General features: G+C 63.6%; 9 protein-coding genes. 8 read left to right on the top strand and 1 reads right to left on the bottom strand.

What is annotated here, in order from left to right; translation table 11 throughout:
* The first annotated feature begins 307 nt into the window (after positions 1-307).
* From CKO25_RS18695 to CKO25_RS18685, 3 genes are all read left to right on the top strand, one after another.
* On the top strand, positions 308-754 hold the full coding sequence (locus tag CKO25_RS18695) for an Hsp20 family protein (protein WP_200389468.1): 447 nt from the start codon (positions 308-310) through the stop codon (positions 752-754).
* Between the two features lie 211 nt (positions 755-965).
* Positions 966-2,315: a Do family serine endopeptidase gene (locus CKO25_RS18690; protein ID WP_200389467.1), complete on the top strand. Its 1,350-nt coding sequence runs from the start codon at positions 966-968 to the stop codon at positions 2,313-2,315.
* Positions 2,316-2,750: 435 nt separating this feature from the next.
* Positions 2,751-3,092 (top strand): TusE/DsrC/DsvC family sulfur relay protein, encoded by a 342-nt coding sequence (locus CKO25_RS18685; RefSeq protein WP_200389466.1) that lies wholly within the window; start codon positions 2,751-2,753, stop codon positions 3,090-3,092.
* A 201-nt stretch (positions 3,093-3,293) separates the two neighbouring features.
* On the opposite strand, the gene malQ is transcribed toward CKO25_RS18685, so the two are convergent.
* Positions 3,294-4,802, bottom strand: a complete 1,509-nt coding sequence (gene malQ, locus CKO25_RS18680) for a 4-alpha-glucanotransferase (protein ID WP_200389465.1) — start codon at positions 4,800-4,802, stop codon at positions 3,294-3,296.
* A gap of 278 nt (positions 4,803-5,080) precedes the next feature.
* Between malQ and CKO25_RS18675 the strand changes: the two genes are divergently transcribed.
* The 5 genes from CKO25_RS18675 to CKO25_RS18655 are packed head-to-tail and all read left to right on the top strand — an operon-like array spanning position 5,081 to position 12,376.
* Entirely contained in the window at positions 5,081-7,036 is a 1,956-nt protein-coding gene (locus CKO25_RS18675) for a methyl-accepting chemotaxis protein (RefSeq protein ID WP_200389464.1), read from the top strand.
* An 11-nt stretch (positions 7,037-7,047) separates the two neighbouring features.
* The gene (cheB, locus tag CKO25_RS18670) at positions 7,048-8,124 is read left to right on the top strand and encodes a chemotaxis-specific protein-glutamate methyltransferase CheB (RefSeq protein ID WP_200389463.1); all 1,077 of its coding nucleotides are present in this window, start codon (positions 7,048-7,050) and stop codon (positions 8,122-8,124) included.
* Positions 8,125-8,137: 13 nt separating this feature from the next.
* On the top strand, positions 8,138-9,712 hold the full coding sequence (locus CKO25_RS18665; protein WP_200389462.1) for a CheR family methyltransferase: 1,575 nt from the start codon (positions 8,138-8,140) through the stop codon (positions 9,710-9,712).
* 10 nt (positions 9,713-9,722) lie between these two features.
* On the top strand, positions 9,723-11,996 hold the full coding sequence (locus CKO25_RS18660) for a hybrid sensor histidine kinase/response regulator (RefSeq protein WP_200389461.1): 2,274 nt from the start codon (positions 9,723-9,725) through the stop codon (positions 11,994-11,996).
* 29 nt (positions 11,997-12,025) lie between these two features.
* Complete coding sequence (locus tag CKO25_RS18655) at positions 12,026-12,376, top strand: response regulator (protein ID WP_200389460.1); 351 nt, start codon at positions 12,026-12,028, stop codon at positions 12,374-12,376.
* The last annotated feature ends 31 nt before the right edge of the window (positions 12,377-12,407 follow it).

Genomic DNA, 12,407 nt, shown 5'->3' with positions numbered 1-12,407 from the left:
CTCCCGCCCACCCTATCCTCAGTCCTCGGTGATGTGGCCAAGATCGGGCCGCAAGGCCGCGGTGATCACGCCATCAGCTTCCTCGACTGGGCTCGGCGAACGCCTCGACCGACCCGGTTCGAGGATCATCTAGATCCTGCTTGATCGAGAGCCGAGACCTTGGGATCGGGATGGATATCAGCGGCCCTTGACAAGGCCGGAAACCGATCCTACTTTACATAATGTAGTCGCTCCCCGGAGGGCTACGGACCTCGCGGTTCTTGATAGAACGCGCCCTTCCATATTGCTCGAGATTGAGGATATGACGATGACAAATATCGACTTCTCACCACTGCTCCGCTCCATGATCGGCTTCGATCGGATGTCGAATGCACTCGAATCGGCTTACCGTTCCGACACGGGTGGTTATCCGCCCTACAACATCGAGATCAGCGGCGAGAACGACTACCGCATCACCATGGCGGTTGCCGGCTTCACGGATCGCGACTTAGCGCTGGAGGTGAAGGAGAATATCCTCACGGTCACCGGCACACGGCCGGACGAGGAGGAGAAAGAGCCTGCGACCTATCTGTATCGTGGCATCGCGAACCGAAACTTCGAACGCAAGTTCCAGCTCGCCGATTATGTCCGGGTACGTGACGCACGGCTTGAGAATGGCCTGCTGCACATCGATCTGCGCCGCGAGATCCCCGAGGCGATGAAACCACGTAAGATCGCGATCCGCAACGACGCCGGCCCCTACATCGAGGTCTAGTGTTCGGGTCACGCCAGCGACGCGATCTGGAAGAGCGTGGTCACACCTCGACACCGGCATCTTAAGGTGATCCCAGCGATCCAGGCAGTGGTCGCGTCCAACCCATCTCGCGCCGGGCCGAGCCCGGCACAAATCAATCACGATGACCTCCATCCGCGGTCGTGATCGGATCGCACGCTCAGAGAAGCGACTTGAACAGAGCATCCTATCCATGCGGCTCTTTCACCTGATCGGCGCCGGCGGCCTTGCACTCGTCCTGAGCGGTCAGGATGCTGGCGCCGCACTGCCCGCGGTCGTGGATCAGCAACCTCTTCCAAGCCTCGCGCCCATGCTGGAACGCACGGTGCCGGCGGTCGTCAACATCTCGACCGTGATCCGGATCGACGCCGCCGAGCATCCGCTGATGCGCGATCCCTTCTTTCGTCACTTCCTCGACATCCCCCAGCGGCGGCGCGAGGGCAACAGTTTGGGCTCAGGCATCGTCGTCGATGCCACGCGGGGGCTGGTGTTGACCAATCATCACGTCGTCGCGAAGGCGACCGAAATCCGGATCACGCTCCACGACGGGCGGCGCCTCCTCGCGGAGCTGGTCGGCGCTGATCCCGACACGGACATCGCCGTGTTGCGCATTCCCGCCGACCACCTCACGGCCCTGACCATCGGTGACTCAGATGCACTCAGGGTCGGGGATTTCGTCGTCGCCATTGGGAACCCCTTCGGGCTGAGCCAGACGGTCACCTCAGGCATCGTCAGCGGTTTGGGACGGACGGGCCTCGGGATCGAGGGCTATGAGAGCTTCATCCAGACCGACGCCTCGATCAATCCGGGAAACTCGGGCGGCCCCTTGGTGAATCTGCATGGCGAACTCGTGGGGATCAATACCGCGATCCTCGCACCTGGGGGAGGCAATATCGGGATCGGCTTCGCCATCCCCGCCAACATGGCCCGCGCGATCATGGAGCAACTCATTGATCACGGCGCCGTACAGCGGGGCCTCTTCGGCGTGGCCATGCAGGATCTGACACCCGAGTTGGCCGCCGCCCTGGGGGTGGAGTACGGCCGGGGCGCCGTGATCAATCACGTTGTCCCAGACTCCGCCGCGGCCGCGGCCGGTGTGCGGGAGGGCGATCTGATCCTGCGCATTAATGGCGCAACGGTCAACAGCGCGGCGGATCTCCGCCATCGCCTCGCGCTGCTGCGGGTCGGCACCAGGGTGGATCTCGAGATCCTGCGCGGCGGGCAGCGCCTGCGCTTGGTCGCAACCCTCTGGGACCCCTACCATGCCTTCGTCGATGGTCAAGGCATCGCCCCCAGCCTCGCGGGATCACTGATCGGAGAGTTGGATCGCCAGGGCGGTGTTCCCGCCCTCCCGGTCGGGACGGTGCAGCCCAACAGCAACGCCTGGAATGCGGGTCTGCGCGAGGGTGATCGGATCCTGCAAGTCAATGGGCAGCGGGTGGTCAGCCTGCATGATCTGTCGCGAACGATTCAGCAATCAGGCGCGCTCATCAGCCTCCGAATCCAACGCGGCGACGACCTGGTCGTCCTCGCCCGCCGTTGAGGGCGGGAGCTGGGGCGCTTACCCCCCGATGGCGCGACGCGGCCAATCGTGACGTCTTCATCATTGCCAACAACAAGGCCGAAGGCTCGGCGCCGCTCAGTCTGCTGCACCTCGGGGCGACCCTTGCCGCCACCGCGGGCCCTAAACCGCGGTGAACCGATGAATGGCGTGATCATGTAACCCATACCGAACCGGGAACGCGGTCGCTCAGATTGGGTATGACCAAGTCCAGATTGAATTATTGACCGCCTCATTGATCTGGGTTCGGTTCCATCCAAAGGTCGGATGGTTCATCATAGACCTCGTTGCATTGACAATTGTCTAGCCTGGCGACCTGTCTTCGGGCGAAGACCACAAACATGGAACCCATGCCACGGGAAGGCAAAAGACCCACCTCAGCAGGACCAAACCACCCACCGGGTGGAGGAGTGACCGATGTCAGCGATGCAGAACCTTGGACAGCAACTCGAGTTCAATAAACAAGGCCATCTAGCCCGTTTCGACGACTGGAACCCCAGCGTGGCGCAAGCCTTGGCCGAGGAAGAGGGGCTGGCACTCACCGAGTGTCATTGGGCGGTGATCGATTTTTTGCGAGAATATTACGGAACGCATGAGATTCCGCCCTCGCCTCGCGTCGTTATCAAGACCGTCGGCGCACGCGTCTCGCCGCATGTGTCCTGTTCGCGCAAACATCTCGAGGCGCTCTTCCCAAATGGAGGGTGCAAGCAGGCGTGCCGACTCGCTGGCTTGCCGCGTTATTACTGCCATTCCTGTTAGCCATGCGGCACGGCGCTCATCCCCATGAGCGCCCAACCTCGGTGAGGGACCTCCGCGTCCCTCACCGCCCCGCACCGCCCCGCACCTGAATCTGTCCCCCGCGCGACCCAGCCATCCCAGGAGCTGTGCTCGGACGACCACGGCAGCGATGGCCAACCGCCGCCCCCGGCATCATCCCGCGACCTTACGGCTCTCGTCTGATCAAACCGGATAGGGCAGACGTCCATACAAACGACTGAGCCTGCGCAACCGCTCAGCCGCGGCCTCGTCCAGCATCTCATCGCGATAACGCCAGAGCCAGTTGCCTCCCGCGGTGCCGGGTCGATTCATGCAGGCTTCGCTCCCCAGACCCAGGACATCCTGGAGCGGGAAGATGGCGAACGCCGCAACCGAGCCCAGCGCGGCGCGAATGAAATCCCAGTGAATCGCCGTCTCATCACTGTTCAGATAGAGCCGGGCATGCTCTTGCTGTGCCGCATCGCGCTGCGCCCACCATCCGAGCAAGGTATTGTTGTCGTGCGTGCCCGTGTAGACCGCCAGGCCGCGGCGGTGGTTGTGAGGGAGAAACGCCGAACGACCGAAACCGCCCTCGATGTCCTCGAAGCCAAACTGGAGGATCGCCATCCCCGGCAGACCCAGTCCATCGCGTAAGGCCTCGACATCCTCAGTGATGACGCCCAAATCCTCCGCGATCAGCGGCAGACCCTCGCCCAGCGCCTCGCGCAGGGCATCAAACAGAGCCATCCCCGGTCCTGGAACCCAGCGGCCGTTGATCGCGGTCTCCTCCGCGGCGGGAATTTCCCAATAGCCGGCGAAACCTCGGAAATGATCGACCCGCACCAGATCCACCAGGTCCAGGACGCGGCGCAGCCGTTGGACCCAGAAGCGATAGCCATCCGCGGCCAGCCGTGGCCAGTCATACAGCGGGTTGCCCCAGCGTTGCCCGGTCGCGCTGAAATAATCCGGCGGCACCCCGGCGATCACCGTCGGATGCCCCTGCGCATCCAGTTGGAACCACTCGCGATGGGTCCAGACCTCGCTCGAGTCGTGGGCAACGAAGATCGGCATGTCACCAATCAGACGGACGCCGCGCTCATTGGCATAGGCACGTAACGCGCTCCACTGACGAAAGAAGAAGTATTGGATCAGCCGCTCCCGCTCGAGCTCCTCGGCATGCGTCTCGCGCCACCGCGCCAAGACTCGCGGCTCTCGTTGCGCGAGCGCGTCCGGCCACTCGGTCCATGACGTGAGGTCATGCTGGATCTTCAGGGCTTGATACAGCACGAAGTCCTCTAGCCAGTTCGCATGCGTCTCCAGGAACCGCTGGTAGTCGGCACGATCTGAGTCACGCGCTTGACAGGTGAACTCCCGCGCGGCCTCCACCAGCAGCCTGCGCTTCCAGGCGATCACCTGCGTGAAGTCGATCCGATCGGTGGGAAAGGGTGGGGGATCACAGGCCGATTCGCCCACCCACCCGGCATCACGGAGCAATTCGGGGCTAATGAGAAGCGGATTGCCCGCGAAGGCTGAGGTGCACTGATACGGCGACTCACCGAAGCCAGTGGGTCCGAGCGGCAGCATCTGCCAGAGCCCCTGTCCCGCGGCGGCGAGAAAATCCACGAAGCGGTAAGCGCAAGGCCCGAGATCGCCGATTCCAAAGGGACCCGGTAAGGATGTCGGGTGAAGCAGAATGCCGCTCGTGCGGTGCATGCCGAAAGCTCCTGAGACCTAATCGTAGAAACCGAGACCAAACCGCGCGGGCCGAGAGACGCCCCATCGACGCGAATCCACCACAGCAGTCTACCGAAAGCCTCGGAGAAAAACTGCGCGCATTCGAGCCCGTCCGCGCACACCCGCTGGAGCCGCGCGCCTGGCGGCCTTCGCCACTCGAACGATCCGGGTGGATTTCAGCTACACTTCGCGAGGCTTCCCTCGTGCGCCAGATCCTTGATCGGGCGCGGTCTGAACTCTGTCGAGACGCGTTCCGAATGTTCAAGCAACTCCGACTCTGGGCCAACATCCTGCTCGTGATTGGCGCCGCGATCATTCTCGCCATCACAACGCTGACCTTGGTCAGCATCCACAACCTCAAGCTCGTCAGCCACAACGCCGAGGAGGCCGAACTGCGTCAATTCGTCGCCATGGTGCAAACACGCATCGCCGACGAGGTCCGCGTCGCCCAGGCACTCACTGCCTTGGTCGCGAATATGCCTGAGATCCAAACCCGCTTCGCGGCGGGCGACCGCGACTGGCTAATCGAGCAGCTCCACCCCGCGTTTCTGGTCCTCGAGCGCGATTTCGACGCCGTTCAGTTCCAGTTCCACACCCCCCCAGCGACCTCGTTCCTGCGTTTGCACCTACTCGAGAAGTTCGGCGATGACCTCACCAGCATCCGTCAGTCGGTGGTGGACACCAATACGCTGCGCGCCGCGCATCATGGTCTTGAGTTCGGGGTCGCCGGTCTGGGTGCTCGTGCCGTGACACCCGTCTTCGAGAACGGGCGGCATCTGGGTTCGGTTGAATTCGGCATGTCGTTCGGGCAGGGCTTTTTCGATGAATTCAAGGCGGATTACGGTGTCGAGGCGGCGCTCTATCTGTTTCCGGACGGACAGCTCGAGACCTTCGCCAGCACCCATCCCGACCAGCCCATGCTGAGTCCTGAAGTGCTCAAGGCGGCCTTCGCCGGTCAGTCCTCAATGGCCGAGCTGGTTGTCGGAGGGCTCCCGGTGGCTGTCTATGCCGAGGTGGTTCATGACTACTCAGGCACGCCGCTCGGGGTCGTCGAAGTGGCCATCGACCGCAGCCCCTATGTCGCCGCTCTCAACCAAACCACGATGCAAGCGGCCATCATCGGCCTGCTGGTAGCCCTCTTCAGCATCGGGATCGCCTTGGTCACCGCGCAGGCGATCACCCGCCGCATTGGCCAGCTCACCGATGAGATCAATCGGGTTGCCAACGGTGATTTGAGTGGGGGCAGCGTGATCGACGGCCGCGACGAACTCGCGCAGCTCGCGCACGTGATCGAAGAGATGCGGGGGCATCTTAACGAATTGGTCGCTGGAGTCGCGTCCAACGCCTCCTCGGTGCATGCCGCCTCGCGCGAAATCGCCCGGGCCGTCGATGGCCAGGCCGCAACCTCGAGTGAGATGTCGGCCTCGGTCGCCGAGATCACCTCCACCATGGAAGAGCTTTCCGCATCCTCGACCCAGATTGCCGAGTACTCGGAATCCGTTGTGTCGATCGCCGAGCGCACCCACGAGGACACCCGTCACGGCTCGGAGGCCATGCAGCTCCTCGTCGACAAGATGCAGCGCATTGGCCAGGACAATCAGAGCGCACTGAACGAAATCCTCACGCTCGGCACCCGCTCCAAGGAAATCTCGAAAATCATGGAGATCATCGATACCGTGGCGGACCAGACGAAGCTGATCGCCTTCAACGCGGCGCTGGAGGCCTCCTCCGCCGGCGAGGCCGGTAAGCGCTTCGGTGTCGTCGCGGGCGAGATTCGTCGCCTCGCCGATTCCGTGTCCGAATCGACCAATGAGATTACCGCGAAGGTCTCGGAGATCCAAGAATCGATCAGTCGCTTGGTGATCAGTTCGGAGAAAGGCTCAGCCGGCATCCAACAGGGGATTAAGGACTCCACCAGGACCGCCGAGATCCTTGAGGCCCTGGTTGAGGCCGCGAGCGAGACCTCGAGCTCGGCGCAACAGATCAGCCTCTCGACCCAACAACAGCGCACCGCGAGCAATCAGGTGGTCGTCGCCCTGCGCGAGATCGTCACGGCGAGTGCCGAAACGGCGCAGGCCGTGCGACAGATCTCACAGATCGCGCGGGATATGAACGCACTCTCGGACACGCTCAAGGACCGCATGTCGCAATTCGTCCTGACCCGAGCTGACGCATCGTCGGACACGCCCCCCACGCCAGCGAGTCACGCTTGATGTCGCGCCCCATGAAGCCCCCCATACGGGTGTTGGTGGTCGATGATAGCCGTTCGGCCCGTGCACTGATCAGGGCCCTCATCGAGTCCGCGCCAGAACTGGTGGTCTGTGGCGAAGCGGCGAACGGACGCGAGGCGATCGAGCAAGTCCTCGCGCTGCGGCCCGATGTGGTCACCATGGACATCCAAATGCCCGTGATGGATGGGATGCAGGCCATTGAGGAGATCATGGCCCGCTACGCGGTGCCCATTCTGGTGCTCTCCGATGTCGCCGATGCCCACAACGCCATATCGGCGGTGGCACGCGGCGCGCTGGAGGCAGCGCGCAAGCCGACCTACGACGAAGGCAGTGGTTTGACCACGCGCTTGCGCATCCTCGCCGGCGTCCCCGTTATCCGTCACATTCGTCGCAGCGGCACGCTCGTCACCACCCCGGTTCCCGCCCAGCCGCCAATCCCTTTCGAGATCCCCGCGCACCATGAGCCGCACGGTGCTGTGCCGCGTCCGCGTGCGCCAGTCGTCGCCATTGCCTCCTCGACCGGTGGCCCCCAAGCCCTCGCGCGACTGCTCCCTGAACTTCCCGCGGATTTTCCGGCACCGGTCCTGATCGCCCAACACATCTCCGATGGCTTCGCCCAGGCCATGACCGAGTGGTTGAGCGAACTCAGCGCCCTCCCGATCCAGCTCGGCGTCGAGGGTGAACTGATCCAACCTGGGCGAGTCTATGTGGCCGATTCCACAACCAACATGACGCTCAAGCCGGGACGCCGCATTCATCTGGAACCCAGGTCCAAGAACGATATCTATCGACCCAGTTGCGATCGGCTCTTGGGCAGTGTCGCCGCCACATGCACGCGCGATGCCATCGGTGTCGTCCTCACCGGCATGGGCCGCGACGGTGCCCGCGGACTGCTCGACATTGCCCAGGCGGGCGGCGCAACCCTGGCCCAGGACGAGGCGAGTTCCGTGATCTTCGGCATGAATCGAGAAGCCATTCAACTCGGTGGCGCCCAGCGGGTGTTGCCGCTTGACCTGATCGCTGACGCACTCCGAACCCTTGTCCGTCTCCACCTCGACGTCACCGCCTGATCTCGCCCGCCTGATGAACCTAGACGCCTTCAAACAATTCGTGAAAGAGCAACTTGGTTTGCATTTCGGGGAGGATGCCCATGCGCGCTTGCAAGCGCTGCTCGCGGGTCGCATCGCCGCGACCGCGACCGCCTCAACCGCGCACTATCTCGCGCTCGCGGCCGAGGACCCGCGCGAACTGCAACGCTTGACCAGTCTGCTGACGGTCAACGAGACCTATTTCTATCGCGAGCCCCAACATTTACAGCTACTGACGGAACACCTGATCCCGTCCATCTTGAAGCGTCAAGAGCCTGGACAGCGGATTCGCATCCTTTCCCTTGGCTGCTCCACCGGCGAAGAGCCCTACTCGATCGCCATCGCCTTGCGCGAACGCTTTGGCGACCAGGCTGAGCGACTGTTTCAGATCCAGGCCGCCGATGTCGACGAGGAGGTGCTGGAGCGTGCCCGCGCGGCCATCTATGGCCCCTTCGCGTTCCGCGCCTTACCGGCGGAGCTGCGTGAGCGCTGGTTCACCGCGATCGATCCGACCCACCGTCGCCTCGACCAACGCATTCGCCAACAGGTTGCATTCCGTTCCCTCAATCTGTTCGCCACCCCCTATCCGCAGTCGGTGGCGGCGCAGGACATTATTTTCTTCCGCAATGTCTCCATCTATTTCGATAGTGACACCCGAAAAATCGTGCTGACACGGCTGCGCGACCTGCTCAACCCGCATGGCGCCCTCATCGTCGGCACCTCCGAGACGCTGGCGAATGATTTCGGCATTCTGCGTCTGCATGCCATCGACGGTGTCTTCCTGTTCAGCCGCGCGACCACTGGAGAGGGACGGCAGGAGGCGGCGGGGGCACACCACAAGTGGGACACGTCGCGCGCACGATCGCATCCCCAGCCGCCGCCCGTTGGTAAGCCTCCTCCCACCCCTGCGCGCGCCATCAAGACCGCGCTCGACCCTGCCCCGCCCCGACCTCGTACCAAAGCGCCGGTTCGCGGCGACACGCGCGCGGATCAGGCGGCTGCCTCGACGAACCGCGCACCCGCCGCGCACCCGCCGCGGTCGTCCTCTCAACCGGACCAGGACCACTATGCGCGGGCGCTGGCCGCGGCACGCGCGGAACGATTCCAGGACGCCTTGAACGCACTCGCGCCGCTCATCAAGAGCGCGGACGTCCGTGCCGAACATCTCGCCCTGAAAGCGCATCTGCTGCTCGAACAAGGTGACACGCAAGGCGCCGAGGCCGCTGCCGAGCAGGCGCTGAGCAAAGATCCCTGGTGCGCGGACGCACTGCTGCTGCGCGGCCGCTGTGAGCGCTTGCGGGGTCACGCCGCGGCGGCGATTCGCACCCTGCGTCGGGTGGTCTATGACCGACCCGATTGTTGGCGTGCCCACTACCAACTCGCGGAGACCTATCGAGAGAGCGGAGAGCCACAGCTCGCAAGACGCGAATACCGCATCGTCTTGCGACAGCTGGAGGATGAGACCCGCGCCCTGCAGAGCGTCGCAGCGCTCCCCTCGCTGATGTCAGTGAAGGATCTGCGCTTCTTGTGCGAAACACGTCTCGCCCAACTGGCGGACAGCGCGGCCTAGATCCATCACCATGGCGCTCGATCTCAGCAAATTCATCAACCGCTTCGTCGATGAGGCCCGTGAGCATCTCGCCCGCCTTGAGGACGGCCTCGGCGCGCTCGCAACCGCCCCGGATGGTGGGCGTCAGGGCATCGATGCCCTGTTTCGCTCCGCCCATACCATCAAGGGCTCGGCGCGCATGCTGAAATTGGCCAGCATCGCCGAAACCGCCCATCATCTCGAGGACGTTCTCGGTGCCTTGCGCGAGGGCAAGATTCAGCCCAACCCGGAGTTGAGCGTCCTGCTGATGCGTGCCGTCGATGCCATCAGCGCCCTGGTCGAGCAGGTGTCCACATCCGGCGGTGACACGGATCCACCCAACCAGGCCTTATGCGCTCGCCTGACGCGGGCCGCCGCGGGCCAGCTCGACGACCCGGATGGCGACCCCGCGCCGGCATCCGAACCGGCCGCGGCAGCGACCGTTCCGACGGCGGCGACCGCCCCAGCTCCCGCGGTGGCGCCCGACCGGACCCGTGCCGAGCGCCCCTCCCCGCCGGACACGCAACACGACCCGGCCATTCGCGCTCCCGAGAGTGTCCGCGTGCGGATGGACAAGCTCGACCAGGTCATCAAGCTGATGGGTGAATTGGTCTCGAACCAAGCCCGCCTCCGTCATACCCTCGACCAAGCACGCGCGCTCGATGCCGCCGCCGCGGCATTCGCGGTCAAGATGGGCGCCAATGCGGCCGCGGATCCGCACGCCTTGTCCCGCGCCCTGCACCAGTTCACACTCGATCTGCGTGACCTCACACTGACTCAAGAACGGCTCATCGGCGAATTGAACGACCATGCGCTCGGGCTGCGGATGCTGCCGTTGAGCACGGTCTTGGACCCACTGGCACGGGTCGCGCGCGAACTCGGACGCACCCTCGGCAAAGAGGTGCAATGTGAGGTGAGCGGCAGCGAAATCGAACTCGACCGGCAGATCATCGATCATTTGGGTGAGGTTCTCGTCCACATGATGCGCAATGCCATTGATCATGGCATTGAGTCGGCCGAGGCGCGCCGGGGCGCGGGCAAACCCCCCATCGGACGCATCCATCTGGCGGCACGCCAAGAGGGCGGTGCCGTGCTGATCTCGGTCACGGACGACGGTCGTGGTCTCGAGCGCGAACGGATCCTTGAGAAGGCGATCCAGAAAGGGCTGATCGAACCTGGGGCCATCCATCAAGTCACCGACGAGCAGGTCGCGGACTTGATCTTCCAGCCCGGCTTCAGTACCAGCGCCATCCTCACCGAGGTCTCCGGTCGCGGGGTCGGGATGGATGTCGTCAAACGCACCGTCACCGATGATCTCCAAGGTTCGGTCGTTATCAGCAGCCGCGCCGGGGCGGGCACAAGCATCACCCTCAAACTCCCGCTCTCGCTGGCGGTGATGCGCATCCTGCTGCTCGAAGCCGCGGGCTATACCTTCGGTCTCACCGCCCCACATGTCGCTGAACTGATCCGCACCCCGCGCTCCGGGACCATTCAAGTGGCCGGTCGCCCGGCGGTGGTCCTGCGCAATGAGCTCGTCCCGCTCATTCCCTTGGCCGAGCTGCTGGATCTCCCACCCTCATCCACCAGCCTGGCCACGGTGAAGCCGTCCAGCCATCAGGATGAGACGCTCTTGGTCGTGATCATCGGGGTGCGTCAGTCCAAACTCGGGCTGGTGGTGGATCAATTGGTCGACGAGCGCGACATGGTGCTGAAACCCCTGCCGGCCCACCTGCGGGGACAGGGCGCCTTCGGTGGCGTGGTCGGTGGCATGGTCGTGACCGGGACCAATTCACTCGTCAGCCTGCTCCAGGCCCCCGCGTTGCTCGATGCGGCACGGCGTCTGCGCGGCGAGGCGATCAAGGCCGCGGTTCAGGATCACTCACGGGCCACGCACCAGGGCGAGCACCATATCCTGGTGGTCGACGACTCACTGAATACGCGCGAGATCGAAAAGGAGGTCCTGGAAGCATCGGGCTACCGTGTCACCCTGGCCGAGGATGGTCTCGACGGTTGGCAGAAGGCCGTCGGTGGTCGTTTCGATGCCATCCTCACCGACGTCGAAATGCCCGGTCTCGATGGCTTCTCCTTGACGGCCAAGCTGCGCGATCATGAGAAATATCACGCGACGCCGATCATTATCGTGACCTCGCGGCAAACCCAGGAAGACAAACAACGAGGCATCCAGGTTGGCGCCGATGCCTACATCGTCAAGGGCGATTTCGACCAAACGAACCTGGTCGACACCTTGCGCAACCTGCTCGGCTAAACAGGCCTAAAACTGGAGACTCCCTTGTCATGAAGATCTTGATCGTCGATGATGACCCCTTCGCGGGTGAGATGGCATCCGTCATCCTGGAATCGGATGGCCATGACTGTACCCTCGTCGAGAGTGGGCTTGCCGCACTGGAACTCCTCGGCGACGACTCCGATGGTTTCGAGGTCATCATCTCGGACATGAACATGCCACTCTTGAGTGGTCTTGAGTTATTCCGGGAGCTCCGTGACCAGGGGATCGCAACCCCCTTCGTGCTCTTGACCGGGGACGATCCGGCGCCCTTGCACCAGCAGGAGCCACGCCTCGAGGCCTGCTTGATGAAGGATGCGTCGCTTGAGCATCGTTTACCGTCCCTGGTCGAACACCTCTGAGTCCACCGAGACGCTTCGCTGTTGTTGAGTC

It is taken from the genome of Thiocapsa imhoffii, from assembly GCF_016583985.1.
Lineage (GTDB): Bacteria > Pseudomonadota > Gammaproteobacteria > Chromatiales > Chromatiaceae > Thiocapsa > Thiocapsa imhoffii.
Note: the sequence above shows the minus strand (reverse complement) of the source record. Positions and strands in the feature narration are given on the sequence as shown.